The sequence below is a fragment of the Psychrobacter sp. 1U1 genome, assembly GCF_051847535.1.
Classification (GTDB): Bacteria; Pseudomonadota; Gammaproteobacteria; order Pseudomonadales; family Moraxellaceae; genus Psychrobacter; species Psychrobacter saeujeotis.
The window spans coordinates 152,662-171,793 of sequence record NZ_JBPYDD010000005.1; the positions used below are offsets into that span (position 1 = coordinate 152,662).

Here is a 19,132-nt window from a genome sequence, read left to right on the forward strand (position 1 = left end):
AGCATCGTTAATTAAACTTAAACTGAGATTCGACCTCTTGCCATATACGTGCGCTAACCTCATCAGCAGTGCCTGACGCATCAATGCGACGAATACGCTCAGGATGTGCAGTAGCAAGCGTATCAAACCCTGTATATACTTGCGTAAAAAATGCTAGCGCCTGCTGCTCAAAGCGATCGGCTACGCTACGTTTACCTGCACGGCTCATACCCTCAAGTACAGGTAAATCCAGCCAAAGTGTCAGCTCAGGCAATTTTGGAACAAACTGTGCAATAAGCGTCTCTATTTTTGTCAATACTTCACTATTACCCTGCGCACGGCCAAAGCCTTGGTAGGCGATAGTAGAGTCTGTAAAGCGATCACAGATAACCCAAGTACCGCGTTGTAATGCTGGTACAATTACTTGCTGAATATGATCGCAGCGAGCGGCAAACAATAGCAATAGCTCCGTGTCATCGTTGATGTCGGTCGTAGGGTCTAATAAAATGGCACGCAGACGCTCAGCGAATGGACTACCGCCAGGCTCACGTGTCCGCAGATAGTCAATACCCGCCATCTCTAAACGCGTGCAAAGCTGCTCGATAGCTGTTGTTTTGCCCACACCTTCGGTACCCTCAAAGCTGATAAAGCGTCCATTCTTGCTTGGCGTTTCTACGTCAGACGCTCCTTTTTGAATAGCCAGTTGGGCCGCTTGTGTGTTTATGGATGCTGACATGAGCCTGCCTTTTTTATAGTTATTTCAAATATCTTTATGCAAAACAAAAATGGTTACCGAGCCTTTAACGCTCGTAACCAAGTCTCGTTGCTACTCTCTTACTCTGGCGGTGTTTGGGACTTTCTTTCACGCATGACCTTTAAGTAGTCTCTTACCGCTTGGTTATGTTCGTCTAAGCTATTGGTAAACTTATGACCTCCATTGCCTGTCGCCACAAAATATAAGGCTTCGCTATCAGCTGGATGCAATGTGGCTTCGATAGAAGCAGCAGATGGCAGTGCAATAGGCGTGGGCGGCAAACCATTAATTTGATAAGTGTTGTAAGATGTCTTTTCGTCGATGTCTTGTCGGCGGATATTGCCATCGTAGCGGCTACCCATACCATAAATAATGGTCGGATCCGTCTGTAGGCGCATCCCTTTATTCAATCGATTGGTGAATACGGCAGCTACCAGCTCGCGCTCTTCAGGCACACTGGTTTCTTTTTCGATAATCGACGCCATAATCAATGCTTCATAAGGCGTCTTATATGGCAAATCAGCTGCGCGGTTTTCCCAAGCTAGGGTCAATGCTTGCTGCTGGCGCTTATACAGATCCGTCAAGACCTGCTTGTCACTGGCATCTTCGCCATAATAATAGGTATCAGGAGTGAACCACCCTTCAAGGTTGTAGCTAACAATAGGATCGTCGCTATTGATCACCGAATCAGGCAGTATACCCACCAGATCCAGCGCTTTTGCGATACTAGCGTTATCACTATCAGCGGTCAGTACTTCTTTTTTGATGCCTGGGTTGTCGCGTAGATTTTGATATAGATCTTTAGCTGTCTTGCCTTCGATAATTTGTACTTTTACCATCGCCACCTTTGCGCCTTGTTGTAAGACATGCAATGCTTCTGCTATCGTCGGGTTTTCTGGTAATTGATAGATACCTGCATGTAGCGGTGCATCTACTTGCGACTTGATATAAAACTTAGCAATACTGGCAGAAAACAGCGGGATTTGCTGTTGCCATTGTGGAAGCAAGCCGTAATAAGTGTCGCCCTGCTCAATCGTCACCTTTTGCTCAGGCTGCTCGATACGACCAAACAACGTTTGATAGACCATCACCAATAAAAAGGCAGCAATCAGTCCCAATACCAATAAAATCTGATAACCACGCTGCATAAAAAACGACTGATTGTCTTTTTTGTACTCGCGCGGGGTGTTTTGACCATTGACCAAAGAAATATCCGTCGCTGGTGCTTTGTCGTCAGTCTCAATGTCTTGAGGCGTCTTAAGAGGGTCGTTAATAGTGCCGTCTCGCTTGTCTGATGCAGGATCATTTGGACGTTCAGGAGGTATTTCAGGTGTAGGCTTGCTCATGGCAACTCGCGAGGCAGATGTTTGCTAGAATTTAGCATTGAACCGTGTGCTTTTCAATGGTATTTGTTTAGCTTGGCGATTAACTTGGCATTTAGGCTAAGTTATATGGCTTAATACTAATGCCTTTTATTGGTATTTCTACGCTCACCTATTAATAACGAAAACTTATTATGAATCTACATTTCGATCAAAGCCTTGCTAAAAACTATAACTCTCAAGCTCAAAAAATTCGGGTACTTAGTGAGGCATGGGTGAAAAACAATGGTTACTGCCCCAACTGTAGCACTCAGCCGTTATTTGAATTTGCTAATGGCAGGCCGGTCGCTGATTTTTATTGTTCAAACTGTGACGAGCAATACGAGCTGAAAAGTAAAAAGGCAAAATTAAGCAATATCATCAATGATGGCGCTTATAAAACTATGATTGAACGTATCAACAGTGAAGATAACCCAAGTTTTTTCTTTTTGACTTACTCCAAAGAATGCACCGTTAATGATTTTTTGATCATTCCTAAGCATTTTTTTAAGCCGGATATGATTGTAAAACGTAAACCTTTATCAATAACTGCCAAACGCGCAGGTTGGGTTGGCTGCAATATCGACTTGCGTAAAGTGCCAGAATCAGGAAAAGTGTTTTTAGTCAAAGACCAACAAGTAATACTGCGCGAAAAAGTTACCCAGCAGTTTCAAAAGACCTTATTTTTACGTGAGCAAACACAGCAGACACGTGGTTGGACGTTAGATGTTTGGCAGTGTGTTGACAGACTGGATGACAAATTCACGCTACAGCAAGTTTATGCTTTTGCCAATGAGCTTCAGCTTAAGCATCCTAAAAATAAACATATCAATCCCAAAATCCGCCAGCAATTACAGGTGCTACGTGATAAAGGCATTATTGAGTTTGTAAGCCCCGGTCACTATCGGAAATTATACTAAGCGCGTCTCGTTATAACGCTCAGGTCTAGGCTATTCTTTTTTATCACGATAAACATCAGCAATTAGTTCATCTTTATCATCCCATAGTGGTAAACGCGCGGTGGCAACTAGGCGCTCATGAAACTTATGCGCTGGATATTCCCAATCAATCTCATCGTTAATTTTAAAGAAATGCTCTTCACGATAATCGATATAAGCATGCATCCTGTTTTTCACATAACTGTTCCACTGCCATAACAGTTGAAACGCATTGCGCGCTGGTTTAGTAAATGGTTTTAAGTTGACGGTTAATGCACACATAACCAGCTCATCGCTAGGAATTACATTGATACGTTGCTCAATGACTTCCTCACGTGTGTGCGCATACTCAAACACACCGCCAAAAGCTACGAACCTTTTAAAATCTCGTAAATACATGACGCCAAACGCTAATTGAGTATAAGGTGATAAATGCACTATTTCATCTGGTTTGCTTTTCGCTAATTGGCAAATTTCATCAAAAGCCATTAAGCGACGAACTTGTAGCGGGATTCTCTTTTCTTCATAAACTGGATACATCAACGTTTATCCTTTTGACATTCATTATTTAAAAAGGATCATTGATCGATTTACTTTATTGCACAAGTCCACGTAACAAAAGACGATCACTTCTTCTAAGACCTTTTGCTATGCAAAAAACCATAATATTGAATGTATTGACTTAAAATAGGAGAGGCAAACAATGTCAGATAAAAAAGGATTGAGAACTTATCAAATAGAGGTAATAGAAACGATGAGCGCTCTCATAGAAGTGACTGCCGAGGATGGCGAAACCGCTATACTAAAAGCGAGCGAAAAATATAGAAATGAAGATATTGTGTTATATCCTGATGATATGATAGATACTAAATTTATTATTTATTAGGCAGGGTAGAAGATAACTTAACCACTTCCCCACCCAACAACCTAAGCCCATCAATAGGCATCACCCCACGCAAAGCATTGCAAAAAAACAAACCACGTAAATTTGGCAAATCATCATCATTTAACGCGCGCATAATCACTGGCGTCTTAGTCTTAGCGAAAGCATCAATAATGACTTGGCGCATCACCCCAGCGACACCTGATTGTGTCAACGGCGGTGTAAACCACTGACCTGATAATAGAAAATCATCAGAATAATTGGCTTTGGCTTTATCGCTAGTGTCAGTCGATTGGGCGTTAGATAACTGATAAAAGACATTTCTCATCGTGCCCTCCACCCAGCTACCGCTCATATCACGTACCAATCCTTCACCAACGCCCAATTCTGCATCGGACTCTAATGATTTAGCTTTAAGACGTTGGAGCTCACCGCTCGCCAGTACATTATCAAGTCGGTTAAGGCTTTTGAGACCCGCTAACGGTGGCGGCAAGCAAGCAAGTTGCGTGGTTAGACATACCGCCGATGTAGTAGGTTGTATCAATACACTGTGACCATCTGGCAGCTGAGTATGCTGCGCGGTATCGATAGTCATAGCGGTTGCTTTTAACCAAACCTCACAAGAGCTAGCATCCATATCTGCTGCAAAACCATAACCACGCACAGCTTGTACAGCACGCGTGATGATGACTTTTATCACCCCTTGTTGTAGCTGCTGAGCGTGGGCTTGCAAAGTGGTGAGTAGCGAGTCGCTATCGACGTCTAATTGTAATGCATGAGCGTGAGAGAGCAGTCTTTGATAATGATACTCTGGCCATAATATCGAGCCTTCAATGACACCTATGGTAGTAAAGAATCCATCTCCATAAGCCAGCCCGCGGTTATCTGGGGTTATAACGGCGTTATCTACATTGGCAACCACATTATCAGACTGCGGATATAGGCGCTGCCATGTCGAGACATGGTTAATAAGCTGACTACTATTGGACTCACTGTTATTGAGCTTAGCTATCATACCTAGCTGTCTTTCGCTGGTTGCTCACCTGATTTATTTAGCACCAGCATGCAACTATAAAACTCGCATTTGCCAAGCTCTATCTTTTGTCCACCAATGGTTTTGTTTTTTATGATTTGACCTCTGAGCATATCTGAGATGACTTTTCCGCCATCATCATTCATAAGCTGACGCGCAAGCTGATAGGACTTTTTCGCATGGGCTTTACTCAGCTCTTTTTCTTTATCTGAGTCAGTAGGATTGGCGAAATACCAACCAAGCTCAAGATACTTTTCAGAGTCAATCAAGTCCAGATAAGGCGCATCTGTATCCATAAAACGGTACTTGACTGCCGGGTTACTGGCGTAGTCCAAGCTATTCTCATCAGTGGTGACGACCTTGCCAAACGTTGATTTTATTTGATCGACCTCTTGTACGCTTACAGGCTGGACTTGTTTGTCACCCCATGAAGAAACATCATATTTGACTGGCGTGCCTTGCTCAACTGTCGCACCATCCAAATCTGTCTCTGGCGTAGGATTTGCTTGTTCAGGTTTGGCCTGCTCAGCTGTACTATCAGACACTGCCTCAGAGGGGGTTTCTTGCGTTGGGGCATTACACGCGCTCAATGAGACACCAGCTGCTATCACTATACTGACCGCAAAGGTCTGTAGGCTGTTATTCCACATGGGCAATTTACTCACACTTTTTGGGTATAAATTATATTAACCAGCCGTTAATGGTGCGGCTTGCCAATAATGAAAAGAATAGTTATCTACACGGTGCATTATCAATACATATTGTTATTACTGTCATAGGCTATCGATATCATAAATGCGGTCAAGCAACGACCTATATGATAAATATTCTATGCTTCAGTTATACTTATACGACAACTTCTATAACAAGTGCGCTTGCAATAAATGCGCCATTTATTAGCTTAAGCTTGGCTCATTGTGCCGCTCTTTACTGTCATAATTATAATGCCATTATGCCAACAGTGTACCCAACTGCCCAGCGCTTGACTAGCCTTTACGTTACGGATAACAATCGTAGAAGGTGCAAATTTGTTAAAAACATTGTTATCCCCTATGATGAGTAAGCACTGTTTAATTTTCTCTCTTTTGCTGCTTATTATTTCTTTGTTATCATGAATACAATCTAAAAGACTTGCAGAGTTACTCAGATAAATTTTATGAATCCTCTGTCTGGCAAAGCGTACAATAAGCAAGACATTTTATAGCTACAGTGCACCGACTTTTATTATTTATATTGACTACAGCGCTAGTGGACCGTTTATGACCCAGCATTTTATCGTTATTGGCAATCCTATTGCTCATAGTAAATCCCCGGAGATTCATCAAGTATTTGCCGCGCAAGTGGGTATTGATATTAGCTATCAACGTCAATACTGTCCTGATGATGCCGCAAGCTTCAACGCAGTTGTTGAGGCGTTTTTTAATGGTGGCGGCGTGGGTGCCAATGTGACAGTACCTTTTAAACAACTCGCTTACGCATCTTGTCAATCTCAAGGCGGTCTATCTGAACATGCGCGTATCGCAGGCGCGGTCAATACGTTACTGTTAGTCAGTGATGATTCGTCAAAAGATAAGACGCTATATGGTGATAATACCGACGGTCAAGGTTTGGTCAATCATATGATGAGCTTAGATTGGCCGCTTACAAACGCTCGTGTCGCTATCATTGGCGCAGGCGGCGCAGCACGTGGGGTGATACTGCCACTGATTCAAGCAGGTATTGGACAACTGACCCTTGCGAATCGAACGTTGAGTAAAGCTGAAGTGTTGGTCGATGAGCTTAGCGCAGCCAGTGAGACGATTAACAATCACCCCATCGCCATGTGTGCAACGACTGAGCTGACAGGGCAGTTCGACTTGATTATCAACGCTACTTCCATTGGGCTAACAGGCGAGACTTTACCACTTCAGCAAAGTTTAGACTGCCACTATGCCTACGATATGATGTATGGACGCGCACTGCCCTTTTTACAGCATTTTGCCGCGCGCGGCGCGCAAACCTCAGACGGTTATGGGATGCTCATCGGCCAAGCTGCATTAAGCTTTGAGCGTTGGACCGCTCATAGTATCGACGTGACTCAAGCGACCACTGCGATTCAAGCAAATAAGAAGCAATAAGCGGCTCGTAACCATAAAGTGCTATTAGGGCGAAGATGAAAAACGTACTAATAGCCATTTTTCTATGCGCCGTAGCGGTACGCGTAGCTTGACTGAATGTATCGCCAGCCCTCCACTCAAGCCTACCGCGCAGCCTAGCGCAGTATCGAGCATTCGCGCCCGAATAATCTCTTGGACACTCGCCTGCGCAAGCGAGGTAACACTGCCATACTCAGCGATAAATATCGTTAACGGAGTGATCAGTATTACGGCCAGTCCGTAATGTCGATCAACCAGCGATTCAATACACAGCATCATAAGCAGTATTGCGAGCGCCACCTCCCACATTGATAGATTCCAAGACAACATCCAGCCGGCAACCACCATACCTACTAAGGTACCCAGCAGACGATGCAGCTGTTTAATCCATATCGTGCGCATTTGTATGCCTTGAATAATAATAAAACAACTGACCGCAGCCCAGTATGGATAAGGCATGTCTAGCAGCACTGCTATCGATAATGCCAAGCTAACAAAACTTGCAACGATGATACTGTCACTGATTATATCTGGCTCATAACGATACTCTGGCACAGCAGTAGAGGGGCGCGTCACTAATAAAAACAGCGTATATAAAAGTGCCATAAACATTGAAAAACCACTGCCCAACATCACAAGCCCAGTGGCTGATAATATCTGTTCAGCTGAAACAGGAATGAATAGAGCAATTGCACCCGCCATCATGACAAACAGTCCGGCAGGCGGCGGCTGACGATAATAGCGACCGAAAACAACAACGCTAAAGGCAATCAGCGCAAATACTGGTAGTTTTAGTAAGGGCACTTGCTGCGCAATCAGTCCGAGCGCAAAGCAAAGCGTCATCGCAAAGCTCCACGCCATCACCGTCACTAAACGATAAGGCAACCCGCCTACAAATGGTAAGTTTAATATAACCATGGCTCCTAAAGACGCCTTAATCCCTGCATGTAGTACCCCAAAATATGCGCCAACAAAGACTGGAAAACTGATGGCTATAGCAGCGATGATCGGCATATGCCATGGTCGGCGGCTTCGATTGACCGTGAGCAAATGATCAAGCTCTCCACGAATTAAATGCTTAATATAAGCGAGCATTTATTGTCCCTTCTGTTTTAGCGATGTGAAGAACCCATACACGTTCATAAATTATTACCCTCATACATTGTTTGTGCTTACTGTTCATAGCTTAAGTTAGACAGCCCTAACCATCGCAATCCTCTTCTATATTAAGAAACCTATTGCTATTTGATAAATTAAATTAATATCTAAACCATCAAGTCATGAAAATTAATTATGCATTGTATATTTGTCTCAAAAGAACATTTATACTAATCATATACATATGACCAGTATTCACATAGCTTGTCATTTTACTCAGTACATTGTGATTATAACGATAATAATCTAATAGCGATAACCAACCGTATTTATCCATTCTTATCTCTAATACGAATACAAGCTTATAAAAACCAGCCATCGGTCGTACTAGAGCAAACCAAATAAAGAGATCAACTATGTTAACTTACAAAGCTCCTTTACGTGATATTAAGTTTTTGATTAACGATGTATTTGACTTTCAAACGCATTATAAAGACTTAGACAATGGCGCAAATGCTGACCCTGAAACCATCGATATGATTTTACAGGGCATGGCTGATTTTTCAGAAAACGTCTTAGCCCCTCTTTATCAGCCTGCTGATGCAGAAGGTTGTCATTTTGAAAACGGCGTCGTGACAACTCCTAAAGGCTTTAAGGAAGCTTATAATCAGTTTGTTGAGGGCGGCTGGCAAGGCATTTCATACCCTGAAGAATACGGCGGTATGAACCTGCCCATGTCTATTAACCTGATTAAAGCTGAGATGATTGGTACAGCCAACTGGCCTTGGGCAATGTATCCTGGCCTCTCAACAGGTTGCATCAATACGCTAATGCAATATGGTACTGACGAGCAAAAAGAGACTTATTTACATAAATTGGTTGACGGCTCATGGGCAGGTACGATGTGCCTAACTGAGCCACAATGCGGTACAGATTTGGGACAAGTCAAATCAAAAGCAATCCCGCAAGAGGACGACAGTTATAAGATTAGCGGTACTAAAATTTTCATCTCAAGCGGTGAACACGATTTGACTGAAAACATCATTCATATCGTACTAGCACGCTTACCTGGCGCACCTGAAGGCACCCGCGGTATCTCATTATTCATCGTACCAAAATTCCTTCCTAATGATGATGGTGAAGTGGGCGAGCGCAATGGCGTCACTTGTGGTTCTATCGAACACAAAATGGGCATCAGCTCTTCATCAACTTGTGTATTGAACTTTGATGATGCTGTTGGCTATTTAATTGGTGAGCCAAATAAAGGCCTCAAAGCGATGTTTACCTTTATGAATACGGCCCGTATTGGTACGGGTATTCAAGGTCTGGCCCATACCGAGCTGTCATTTCAAAATGCCCTACCCTATGCCAAGGAGCGTCGCTCTATGCGTGCCCTATCAGGGACCAAAGACCCTGAAAAAGTAGCGGATGCCATCATTCACCATGCGGATGTACGCCGGATGCTGCTGACGCAAAAAGCCTTTGCCGAAGGTGGACGTTCGATGATTTATCACTCAGCGCGTTATGCGGATAAGATGGCACAAGGCGTTGCTAATGGTGATGATGATGAGTTTGAAAAATGGGACGATAAACTAGGCTTTTATACGCCAATCCTAAAAGGCTTTTTGACCGAACTAGGTATCGAAGCAGCTAAGCATGGTCAGCAAATCTACGGTGGTCACGGCTATATCAAAGAATGGGGTATGGAGCTCATCGCTCGTGATGCCCGTATCGCTACATTGTATGAAGGCACGACTGGCGTACAGGCGCTTGATTTGTTAGGCCGTAAGGTTATCTTGCAGTCTAAAGGCAAAATCATCCGTGACTATACGTCAAGCATTATGAAATGGTGTGGCGAGTATGCACTCGATAAAGACATGCGTAAGTTTGTTTGGGCATTGACTAAACTATGTGCCGAGTGGAACACGCTTACGGTACGTTTGATGCTCATGGCACGTAAAGACCGTGAAGTGATCTCAGCGGCCTCAGAAGACTTTTTGATGTATTCAGGCTACATAATGATGGGCTATCACTGGGCGCGTATGGCAGCAGTCGCTTATGACAAGCTTAAAAATGGGGGTACTGAGTCACCAGAGTTTTATAAAGCCAAAGTCCAAACGGCAGAGTTTTATTTTGACAAAATCTTGCCACGTACATCAGGACATGCTGAGAGTATGGTTGCACCAAGTGAAAGTATGACGGCGATGGATATCGAGAACTTTGCCTTTTTAGACTAATCTTAAGTAGCACCTAAGCTTAATTGAACTTAAGAAAAGTAAAAAGCGCCCAACTTTCAATAGCTGGGCGCTTTTTTTATAATTAAGTAATTAAATAAGCAAGTATGATTTCAAATGACATAAAGGTTAAAAAGCTTTCAGTTAAAAATACTTTCAGTTAAAAACCAATGCTAGCTACCGAGCAGCTTTTTTTGATAAATAGGACTGATCTCCTCCACTTCTACGCATACTTGTAGCGATGCTCGCCCCGATTGCTCCTCGCCTAATGTATCCTCTATCGTAGCCACCAATAGCTGTGCCAATTGCTCACGGACACCACTGTCACGACCTGGCATCAATTTTAAATGTGCATAGATAAAACCATATGCTTGCTCATCATTCTCAACTCCAACCAAAAACGTATCGATAGGGATTATTCGCGCTTTAATATCAGTTGGCTTACCAAAATGACCACTATCCCATAATACTTTATTTAAAGATTTGAGTAACGACTCTTCGTGAGAGATACTGACATTGGGAGATGCTTGGATAGTTAAATGCGGCATGAATACGTCCTTATAATGGGTTAAAAATTTACGTATGAAGACAAGATTAGTACGTCTGGTTATTTTATAGGACTCTTGAAAATAGCCATCATGTATCGGCAATATCTTCAAAAAGAGCGCCAAGCGTTTTAGCCAGTTGTAATGGCGGTAGCTCAATCTCAAGCCCGCGGCGTCCAGCACTGACATAGATGGTAGGCTGATCTTTAGCCGTTATATCGATTATCGTGATCAAACGCTTCTTTTGCCCCAGTGGGCTTACACCGCCGAGCACATAACCTGTACTACGTGCAACGCGCTTTGGATCGGCCATTTGCACTTTTTTACAGGGCAGCACTTTATTAGAAGAAAGGGCTTTAGCCATTTTTTTAAAGTTCAAGATGGTATCGACTGGTACAAGAGCAACAGCTAACGTGCCAGTATCTGTCTCTACCACCAATGTTTTGAAAACTTGCGCAGCTTTTATACCAAGCTTTTCAGCAGCCTCTAAACCAAAAGACGTCGCACTACTATCATGGACATACTCATGCAGCTGATAGTCAAGGCGACACTGCTTAGCAATCTTAATAGCAGGAGTCATAGGGCACTCTCATTAAACTTAAAATAAAAACGGATAATAGTGTTCAATTAACGCTATATCAAAACACTGGTATATAAAGGTACTGTTAACTTGGACACGTTAGCATTTATAATATATTCAGCACAGATACCGACACCATATATCGCTTTGACTACTTTTATGGCATCATAAGCGCATTACATTTTACAAAGTCTGACTTTTGATTATGATACCCAGTTTCCTAAAAAACAAGCTCTTAAAAAACCGAACGTCCAAAGCGCAAGCCAACTCTGAGGCTAGCAAGTCGTCAGCTGCGACGACTTATACCAATGCACCCATCAATCAGTTATACCGAAAAATATCGGGACAGGCACTTGATGTCGCAGTCAAAGCAAAGCTTTTAGGTGAGCTGCCAGTATTCGATAATGATGATCAAACGCTGACCTTTTATGTGCTACAGGATTATTCGCGCTCTAATAGTATTTTGATCGATCTACAAACTGGCGAGCATAAGCTACCACCTGCACTGATGAGCGTAAAAGACAGCATACATGATGTCAACGAAAATGCTGGCATCATATTTTTGCATCATCCTAAAGCCAAAGACAATCAATTATCGCCGCGCTTGTCACGTTTGGTCGCGGCCATTCTACAACATCCAGACTTACAAATACGCCTAGTACCAGTATCGATTCTTTGGGGCCGCGCGCCTGAAAAAGAGGACTCGTTGTTTAAGCTATTGATGGCAGATAACTGGCAAGATCCAAGTATTACCAAGCAATTATTTAATATTGGTGTGATGGGACGCGATACCTTTGTCCAGTTTCATGCGCCAAAAGACTTACGCACCATTATTTATAACCGTTTGCACGATGAGTCATCAGATAAGCTCGGAGTTGCAGACACTGCAGATAGCCGAGATGGACGTCACGCGTTAGTGCCAGTAGCAGATGCCAACCGTGAGTTGGTACGCGACTTACAGCAAGAGCTTCATACATATCTTGATAATCAGCGTACTACTATGCTCGGTCCTGACTTATCAGATCGGCGCAATTTGGTAGATAAGCTGATCTACTCACCTGCCATTCAACATGCCACACAGATCGAAGCGGATGAAAAAGACATTAGCGTCCGTGAAGCACGCGGGCTTGCTAGAAACTATGCAAATGAGATGGTCAATGATTACTCTCATTCTATCATTCGAGTCTTTGATAAATTTTTAACTTGGTTATGGACGCAACTGTATGACGGCGTCGACGTCCATCATTTTGAGCGCGTACGTGAGCTTGCAACCGATCATGAAATCATCTATGTGCCCTGTCATCGTAGCCATGTTGATTACTTGCTCTTATCCTACGTTATTTATAAGCGCGGTCTGAGCATTCCTTATGTGGCAGCGGGCGACAACTTAGATGTTCCAGTATTAGGACCTTTGTTACGCGGTGCTGTGGCTTTTTATATTCGTCGTAGTTTTCGTGGTAATGCGCTTTATACCGCAGTGTTACGTGAGTATATGCACACGCTTATTACTCGTAATACGCCGATTGAATACTTTATAGAAGGCGGACGCTCACGCTCAGGACGCTTGCTACCACCAAAGATGGGCATGCTAGCGATGACGATACATAGTCAGCTACGCCAAACCAATAAACCCGTAGTCTTTATTCCGACCTATATTGGTTATGAGCGCATTATGGAAGGTGGCACTTATATCGGCGAGCTAAAAGGCAAGCCAAAAGAGTCCGAATCCTTAATTGGGTTACTAAAAGTTGGACGCAAAATTGAGCGTATTTTTGGTAATGTACATTTAAGCTTTGGCACACCGCTGCACCTAAGCGACTTTATGCAAAAATTCGATGTGCCTGCTGATAGCTTACCCGCTGATCGTACCGATACGCCACTTGATGAAAAAGCCAGTGCCATGGTTGATAATATTGGTGTAAAGATCATGCAGCATATCAATAAAGCGGCGGTCGTCAATCCCGTATCATTACTGTCTCTAGTCTTACTATCAGCGCCAAAAGCGGCTCTTGATGAAGACATCTGCCGCGAACAAATCGCCCTATATCAAGGTATTGCGCGTCAAATACCCTACTCTGATGACACTATCGTCACAGATATGAGCCCGCAAAAAATCATCGACTATGGTATCAAGCTCAAACTTATTGAGCGTATACCGCATATTTTGGGTGATATCATTCAAGTCGCTGGCAAGCAAGCCGCGCTATTGAGCTATTTCCGTAATAACATTTTGCATGTATTTATCCTATTGTCTTTCTTAGCTGCACTGGTCGCACGCAATGGTCGCGTGAGTCGCAGCCGTCTTGATGATATCGTTACTCAGATGTATCCTTTCTTGCAAAGCGAGCTGTTTTTATACTATCCAGCGCACGGTCTGATGGATACGCTTAATCAAAAAATCGACAACCTGATCGATCATGGCCTAATTATCGACTTAGGTGATGGCATGCTCAGTGTGCCAGATGCTAATAGTAGCTGTTATCAGCAGCTAGAAGTCCTCGCCGCTCCTGTTGCCCAGAGTCTTGAGCGTTACTTTATGACCTTGGCGTTGTTGTCACAACAAGGCTCAGGAAACTTGACCACAGAAGAAGTAGTTGATCTTTGTCATCTGCTTGGTCAACGTTTATCAGTATTGTATGCTGATGATATTCCTGATTTCTTTGATCGCTCCTTGTTCTTAAGTTTTGTCACAGCACTGACTCGTCTGAACTACTTACAAGTAGATAAAGACACAGGCGTGCTAAACTTCGATCAGCGTATTGACGATATCGCTCATCATGCTAAATATGTACTAAGCCCTGACATGATGCAAATTTTGCAGCAAATCGCCAGTCTTGATGATGAAGAGATCGCCCATGCGATTACTGAGATTAGTAATAAAAAGCAGCGCAAATTTGGTCTTAAGCGTTAGGGCGTACTTGCTTCTTTATATGCTAATAAAAAAGACCTCTAATAATTAGAGGTCTTTTTTTATTGTATAAAACTTGAGGTTTTTAAGCCGACAAGCTAGGTAGAAATCTTTTTATACTTCATACGCTTAGGACCGGCATCGTCACCCATCGTTTTTTTGCGATACGCTTCAAATTCTGTGTAGTTACCGTCATACCAAATCGGCCCTTCTTCTTCAAAGGCTAGGATATGCGTGGCGATACGGTCAAGGAACCAGCGATCATGCGAGACCACCATGACCGTACCTGGGAATACTTGAATCGCATCCTCTAGCGCACGTAGGGTCTCAATATCCAAATCGTTTGAGGGTTCATCAAGAAGCAAAACGTTGGCACCCTGCTTCAAAGTTTTTGCCAATTGTAGACGGTTACGCTCACCACCGGATAGCTGCCCGACGTGCTTTTGCTGATCTGAGCCTTTAAAGTTAAAGCGACCAATATAAGCACGACTTGGCGTAGTATAGTCACCAACAGTAATGATATCTAAGCCGTCAGACACTTCTTCCCAGACTGTTTTATTGTCATCTAAGTTGTCACGTACCTGACCGACATAAGCGACTTTAACGCTTTCACCCAAGTCAACCGAGCCTGTATCTGGCGTATCTCGTTCGGTAATCATATTAAATAGCGTGGTTTTGCCCGCACCATTTGGACCGATGATACCGACGATAGCACCCGCTGGAACGTTAAAGCTTAAGTTTTCATAAAGCAAACGATCACCGAATGACTTAGAGATATCATTGACTTCAATGACTTTGTTACCCAAACGTGGACCAGGTGGAATATAAATCTCAGAGGTCTCGTTACGTTTTTGGAACTCTTGTGAGTTTAGCTCTTCAAAACGCTGTACACGAGATTTGGACTTGGCCTGCTGACCTTTTTGGTTTTTACGAATCCACTCAAGCTCTTTTTTGAGTGCTTTAGCAAATGATTCTTCTTGTTTATTTTGCTGTTCAAGACGGTTATTCTTTTGCTCAAGCCACTCTGTATAGTTGCCCTCATAAGGATAGCCATGACCACGGTCCAGCTCTAAGATCCACTGAGCAACGTTGTCCAAGAAATAACGATCATGGGTAATGGCCACGATAGTACCGCTATAGTTCTGTAAGAACAGCTCAAGCCAAGCGACAGATTCAGCGTCCAAATGGTTGGTCGGCTCATCAAGCAATAGCATATCAGGGCGCGACAGTAACAAACGACATAAGGCCACACGGCGTTTTTCACCGCCTGACAGTTTGCTAACATCAGCATCCCATGGCGGCAGACGTAGTGCATCAGCCGCTTTTTCTAGCTGAGTATTTAAGTTATGCGCATCCCAAGCTTGAATGATGTCTTCCATCTTGCCTTGTTCTTCAGCAAGCTTATCAAAATCGGCATCAGGTTCTGCGTATTCAGCATAAATTGCATCGAGACGGGCAAGCGCATCTAATGCTTCACGCATGCCATCTTCGACATTACCACGAACATCTTTGCTATCATCAAGCTGTGGCTCCTGCGGCAAGTAGCCAACCTTAGTACCCGTTTGTGCGCGTGCTTCACCGCTAAATTCAGTATCGACGCCTGCCATGATACGTAGCAAAGTCGATTTGCCAGAACCGTTGATACCGAGTACACCGATTTTGGCACCTGGGAAAAACGATAAATTGATATTTTTTAGAATTTCGCGCTTAGGCGGAACAAGTTTTGACACGTTGTTCATCGTGTAAATATATTGAGCCATTAACACTCCGATAGACTACATAGACGAGGACTGTCATCACAGTTAGCAATGATGCTAAGTGAACTGCGCCTCAAAAATCAGGGTTATAAATTGTCTGCTATTATCGCATTGTGGCGCATGCCCTGCAAGCTGACAGCTTGTTTTCTGGTATGTTTAGTCGTTTTTAATACTTCTGCTACTCATTTCTGATAAAAGATAAGAATAAACTTGTAGACGCTATAAAAAATAGTAATAGATAAAATTAACTGCTGATAGATTTTTGTTTTATAAAACCTACAAAATTTTGCATCAATCAAACTATAAAATTAATTAACAAGGGTTATTATATTAATATAACTTAATAAAACAATAATTTGGTCAAAGTGATTTTAAGCTTAATATTTACAATTCGCGTAGCAATTCTTAGCAAACAGGTGCTTTATTTATGATGACTGGCTACCACCCTGAGCGTATTCAGCGCGTTTTTGTGGACTTTGTCAGCACGCATATACATTCTTTTTGGTCATTGACTGCCCCTAAGCTACGATTGTTAGCCAAGCACACATTGAACGATGATCTGATAGCTCTACAGTTTGAAACCAACCATGCTTTTCGACAACAATCGAACAATCTCTGGCATGGCGGGCAGCACTTAAGCTTAATCGTACCAATAGACGGTATTCATCATCAGCGTCAGTATTCACTGCTTGGTTTACCTCGGCAAGCATTATGGTGGCAAAGTAAAAAACCGCACACGCTTACTATCGCTATTAAACCTCAAGGTTTGGTATCAAAATACTTGACTCAGCAAGCATTGCTTGGAGATGTTTTTGCGTGCAGTGTTCCAAACGGCAGTTTTGTCCTGTCACAGACGCTAGAGGAACCGACACCGATATTGTGTATCGCTAGTGGTAGCGGTATTACGCCGATGTTAGGCTTAGTCACGCAGGCGCTCAAGGATAAACAACCAGTCACTTTGCTTCACTATAATCAAACATCCATATTGACGTCTTTTTGGACAGCACTGGCCGCAACTTATCCTGCGTTTCGTTATCATCTGATTGCAACGCAAGATGTCAGCACTTATCTTGCAGACAATCGATACCTGACCAAGAATAGCCTACTTGCGCTTGGACTACCGCTCGCTCAAACGCAGATATATGCCTGCGGGTCACAGTCTTTGTTATCAAGCCTGTACCAATCAGTAAATGATTTGACTGTTGAAAATACAGCATCGCTACTCGATAACATCACGATAGAACGCTTTGGGACGAGTGCTAATCATCACGATCAGGAAGGAAGCGAGACTGATAGCATAGCGCGAACCGTACATTTACGCGGACGACAGCGGCAGTTTACTAGCCGTACTACTTTGCTCAAAAGCGCTGAAGCGCTGAAGCGCTGAAGCGGCGGGTATACGCCTGCCCTATGGTTGTCGTCAAGGCATTTGTCATCTGTGCCGCTGCCAAAAAATCAGCGGTCAAGTCAAAAACATCCAGACAGGGGTTGTCAGCGGTGAAGGTTTTGAGTCTATTCAGACTTGTATTAATGTACCTGTAACCGATGTTGTGCTCGATATTTAATATAATAAAGGACTTTTTATGCGTTTATTACCGCCTATGTTTAGTGCTCGATCCGCGCTCCCTACTACCCCTATTCAGTCTGTAGTAGATAAGCGATGGGTAGCGCAGACTCGTTACCCGACATTAAGCAGCGCGCCCCTATCAAAGGCACAAACTGAGACGATGGCTGCTGAGTTAGATGCGTTATATCAGAGTGTCATGGCATCGCTTGGTGCAGAGGATGCGCGCTATATTCAGCGCATTTATGCTGCTGTCGTTTATAGTGAAATACTAGCACGTGGTCTGCTTGCTGTTGCCGCATGTCCCTCTTCACGCCGTAAGCAATTGAGCATTTGGCTATTAGGTACTTCTTTACTAAGTTTTAGCAAGATATTAAACAACATGGAGCTTGGTCACAATGTCATGCACGGTCAGTATGATTGGATGCAGCATCCGCATCTGAACAGTCAAAAGTTCGATTGGGACATTGTCTGTCCTGCGCCGCTTTGGCAGCACTCGCACAATTACTTACACCATACCTTTACCAACATCGTTGGTCGTGACCACGATGTGGGGTATCATCTGATTCGAGTGACCGATGAGCAGCCTTGGACGCCAAGCGATAGTAATAATTTATTGATCACCATGATACTGGCATTAGGGTTTGAATGGGCAGTGGCCTTTCACGATATTCAGATCAGTGTTGATGAATATGCACATGACGCGCACTTGGTAGATGTCATGACACCCAAGTCACAAGCGCTATTTGACAAGATAAAGCGACAAATAGGCAAAGATTATCTGGTTCTGCCTATGTTTAGTGGGCTGGTATTTGGCGCGCGTAGTGCTATGACGACAGCCAGTGGCAACGTGACTGCCAATATCGTACGTAATGTTTGGACTTGGGCGGTGATATTTTGTGGTCATTTTACCGAGCAGGCACATATCTATACGCATTTAGATGACAATGAGAGTCGCGGCGACTGGTATACCAGACAGATATTAGGATCAAGCAACATCACAGGTCGCAAGTGGTTCCATATTTTGACCGGTCATTTGTCGCATCAAATTGAACATCATATTTATCCTGATATGCCAGCCAACCATTACACACGCGTGGCCCCGCAAGTACAAGAGATATGCAAAAAGTATGGCCTACCTTACAATACAGGCAGCTTTGGTGCGCAGCTTACCCAAGTCATTAAACGTATTTATCACTTTAGTAAACCAAGTAATGATAAGCGAGATTCATACTTGCAAACGCAAATGGTTATGGATAAAAATAATGAGACAAGCCAAGCAAAGACGTCCTTAACTGTTACGCAAGGTCTGAGTAAATATTTGCCACCCGTCGTGCGTCATGCTTTATTTTATTATAAATAA

The 19,132-nt window shown here is 43.3% G+C and carries 17 protein-coding genes; 8 read left to right on the forward strand and 9 right to left on the reverse strand.

Annotated elements, in window-relative coordinates:
• Positions 1-7: 7 nt before the first annotated feature.
• Positions 8-715, reverse strand: coding sequence for a dTMP kinase (gene tmk, locus ACS8FB_RS09215; RefSeq protein ID WP_439262343.1), 708 nt, complete (start codon positions 713-715; stop codon positions 8-10).
• 98 nt (positions 716-813) lie between these two features.
• Entirely contained in the window at positions 814-2,079 is a 1,266-nt protein-coding gene (mltG, locus tag ACS8FB_RS09220) for an endolytic transglycosylase MltG (protein ID WP_439262346.1), read from the reverse strand.
• Positions 2,080-2,249: 170 nt separating this feature from the next.
• Between mltG and ACS8FB_RS09225 the strand changes: the two genes are divergently transcribed.
• Positions 2,250-3,014: a DpnI domain-containing protein gene (locus tag ACS8FB_RS09225; protein ID WP_439262348.1), complete on the forward strand. Its 765-nt coding sequence runs from the start codon at positions 2,250-2,252 to the stop codon at positions 3,012-3,014.
• A gap of 30 nt (positions 3,015-3,044) precedes the next feature.
• On the opposite strand, the gene ACS8FB_RS09230 is transcribed toward ACS8FB_RS09225, so the two are convergent.
• Complete coding sequence (locus ACS8FB_RS09230) at positions 3,045-3,572, reverse strand: hypothetical protein (RefSeq protein WP_439262351.1); 528 nt, start codon at positions 3,570-3,572, stop codon at positions 3,045-3,047.
• A gap of 163 nt (positions 3,573-3,735) precedes the next feature.
• Here ACS8FB_RS09230 and ACS8FB_RS09235 point away from each other — a divergent pair, with 163 nt between their 5' ends.
• Positions 3,736-3,918: a DpnD/PcfM family protein gene (locus tag ACS8FB_RS09235; protein WP_439262353.1), complete on the forward strand. Its 183-nt coding sequence runs from the start codon at positions 3,736-3,738 to the stop codon at positions 3,916-3,918.
• Here ACS8FB_RS09235 and ACS8FB_RS09240 read toward each other — a convergent pair.
• Both ACS8FB_RS09240 and ACS8FB_RS09245 read right to left on the reverse strand, forming a co-directional pair.
• Entirely contained in the window at positions 3,908-4,930 is a 1,023-nt protein-coding gene (locus ACS8FB_RS09240; protein WP_439262356.1) for an aminotransferase class IV, read from the reverse strand. The two genes, ACS8FB_RS09235 and ACS8FB_RS09240, sit on opposite strands and share 11 nt — an antisense overlap.
• Positions 4,931-4,932: 2 nt before the next feature.
• Entirely contained in the window at positions 4,933-5,598 is a 666-nt protein-coding gene (locus tag ACS8FB_RS09245) for a hypothetical protein (RefSeq protein ID WP_439262358.1), read from the reverse strand.
• 609 nt (positions 5,599-6,207) lie between these two features.
• Between ACS8FB_RS09245 and aroE the strand changes: the two genes are divergently transcribed.
• Positions 6,208-7,065, forward strand: a complete 858-nt coding sequence (gene aroE / locus ACS8FB_RS09250; protein WP_439262360.1) for a shikimate dehydrogenase — start codon at positions 6,208-6,210, stop codon at positions 7,063-7,065.
• A 24-nt stretch (positions 7,066-7,089) separates the two neighbouring features.
• On the opposite strand, the gene ACS8FB_RS09255 is transcribed toward aroE, so the two are convergent.
• Positions 7,090-8,178 (reverse strand): FUSC family protein, encoded by a 1,089-nt coding sequence (locus ACS8FB_RS09255; protein WP_439262361.1) that lies wholly within the window; start codon positions 8,176-8,178, stop codon positions 7,090-7,092.
• Between the two features lie 419 nt (positions 8,179-8,597).
• Between ACS8FB_RS09255 and ACS8FB_RS09260 the strand changes: the two genes are divergently transcribed.
• Positions 8,598-10,418, forward strand: a complete 1,821-nt coding sequence (locus ACS8FB_RS09260) for an acyl-CoA dehydrogenase C-terminal domain-containing protein (protein WP_439262363.1) — start codon at positions 8,598-8,600, stop codon at positions 10,416-10,418.
• Positions 10,419-10,588: 170 nt separating this feature from the next.
• Here ACS8FB_RS09260 and ACS8FB_RS09265 read toward each other — a convergent pair whose 3' ends face one another.
• Both ACS8FB_RS09265 and ybaK read right to left on the reverse strand, forming a co-directional pair.
• Positions 10,589-10,963 (reverse strand): 5-carboxymethyl-2-hydroxymuconate Delta-isomerase, encoded by a 375-nt coding sequence (locus tag ACS8FB_RS09265; RefSeq protein WP_439262365.1) that lies wholly within the window; start codon positions 10,961-10,963, stop codon positions 10,589-10,591.
• Between the two features lie 88 nt (positions 10,964-11,051).
• The gene (gene ybaK / locus ACS8FB_RS09270; protein ID WP_439262367.1) at positions 11,052-11,540 is read right to left on the reverse strand and encodes a Cys-tRNA(Pro) deacylase; all 489 of its coding nucleotides are present in this window, start codon (positions 11,538-11,540) and stop codon (positions 11,052-11,054) included.
• A gap of 205 nt (positions 11,541-11,745) precedes the next feature.
• On the opposite strand from ybaK, the gene plsB reads away from it, so the two are divergent.
• A complete protein-coding gene (plsB, locus tag ACS8FB_RS09275; protein ID WP_439262369.1) occupies positions 11,746-14,451 on the forward strand; it encodes a glycerol-3-phosphate 1-O-acyltransferase PlsB in 2,706 nt (901 codons plus the stop codon).
• A gap of 95 nt (positions 14,452-14,546) precedes the next feature.
• On the opposite strand, the gene ettA is transcribed toward plsB, so the two are convergent.
• Positions 14,547-16,208, reverse strand: a complete 1,662-nt coding sequence (gene ettA, locus ACS8FB_RS09280) for an energy-dependent translational throttle protein EttA (protein WP_299218593.1) — start codon at positions 16,206-16,208, stop codon at positions 14,547-14,549.
• A 424-nt stretch (positions 16,209-16,632) separates the two neighbouring features.
• Here ettA and ACS8FB_RS09285 point away from each other — a divergent pair, with 424 nt between their 5' ends.
• The 3 genes from ACS8FB_RS09285 to ACS8FB_RS09295 are packed head-to-tail and all read left to right on the forward strand — an operon-like array spanning position 16,633 to position 19,132.
• Entirely contained in the window at positions 16,633-17,592 is a 960-nt protein-coding gene (locus ACS8FB_RS09285) for an FAD-binding oxidoreductase (protein WP_439262371.1), read from the forward strand.
• A 40-nt stretch (positions 17,593-17,632) separates the two neighbouring features.
• The gene (locus ACS8FB_RS09290; RefSeq protein ID WP_439262609.1) at positions 17,633-17,770 is read left to right on the forward strand and encodes a hypothetical protein; all 138 of its coding nucleotides are present in this window, start codon (positions 17,633-17,635) and stop codon (positions 17,768-17,770) included.
• A gap of 18 nt (positions 17,771-17,788) precedes the next feature.
• Positions 17,789-19,132, forward strand: coding sequence for a fatty acid desaturase family protein (locus tag ACS8FB_RS09295; RefSeq protein WP_439262373.1), 1,344 nt, complete (start codon positions 17,789-17,791; stop codon positions 19,130-19,132).

Coding starts and splice junctions, on each gene's coding strand:
- tmk (WP_439262343.1), bottom strand. CDS start 715: ATGTCAGCATCCATAAACACACAAGCGGCCCAACTGGCTATTCAAAAA.
- mltG (WP_439262346.1), bottom strand. CDS start 2,079: ATGAGCAAGCCTACACCTGAAATACCTCCTGAACGTCCAAATGATCCT.
- ACS8FB_RS09225 (WP_439262348.1), top strand. CDS start 2,250: ATGAATCTACATTTCGATCAAAGCCTTGCTAAAAACTATAACTCTCAA.
- ACS8FB_RS09230 (WP_439262351.1), bottom strand. CDS start 3,572: ATGTATCCAGTTTATGAAGAAAAGAGAATCCCGCTACAAGTTCGTCGC.
- ACS8FB_RS09235 (WP_439262353.1), top strand. CDS start 3,736: ATGTCAGATAAAAAAGGATTGAGAACTTATCAAATAGAGGTAATAGAA.
- ACS8FB_RS09240 (WP_439262356.1), bottom strand. CDS start 4,930: ATGATAGCTAAGCTCAATAACAGTGAGTCCAATAGTAGTCAGCTTATT.
- ACS8FB_RS09245 (WP_439262358.1), bottom strand. CDS start 5,598: ATGTGGAATAACAGCCTACAGACCTTTGCGGTCAGTATAGTGATAGCA.
- aroE (WP_439262360.1), top strand. CDS start 6,208: ATGACCCAGCATTTTATCGTTATTGGCAATCCTATTGCTCATAGTAAA.
- ACS8FB_RS09255 (WP_439262361.1), bottom strand. CDS start 8,178: ATGCTCGCTTATATTAAGCATTTAATTCGTGGAGAGCTTGATCATTTG.
- ACS8FB_RS09260 (WP_439262363.1), top strand. CDS start 8,598: ATGTTAACTTACAAAGCTCCTTTACGTGATATTAAGTTTTTGATTAAC.
- ACS8FB_RS09265 (WP_439262365.1), bottom strand. CDS start 10,963: ATGCCGCATTTAACTATCCAAGCATCTCCCAATGTCAGTATCTCTCAC.
- ybaK (WP_439262367.1), bottom strand. CDS start 11,540: ATGACTCCTGCTATTAAGATTGCTAAGCAGTGTCGCCTTGACTATCAG.
- plsB (WP_439262369.1), top strand. CDS start 11,746: ATGATACCCAGTTTCCTAAAAAACAAGCTCTTAAAAAACCGAACGTCC.
- ettA (WP_299218593.1), bottom strand. CDS start 16,208: ATGGCTCAATATATTTACACGATGAACAACGTGTCAAAACTTGTTCCG.
- ACS8FB_RS09285 (WP_439262371.1), top strand. CDS start 16,633: ATGATGACTGGCTACCACCCTGAGCGTATTCAGCGCGTTTTTGTGGAC.
- ACS8FB_RS09295 (WP_439262373.1), top strand. CDS start 17,789: ATGCGTTTATTACCGCCTATGTTTAGTGCTCGATCCGCGCTCCCTACT.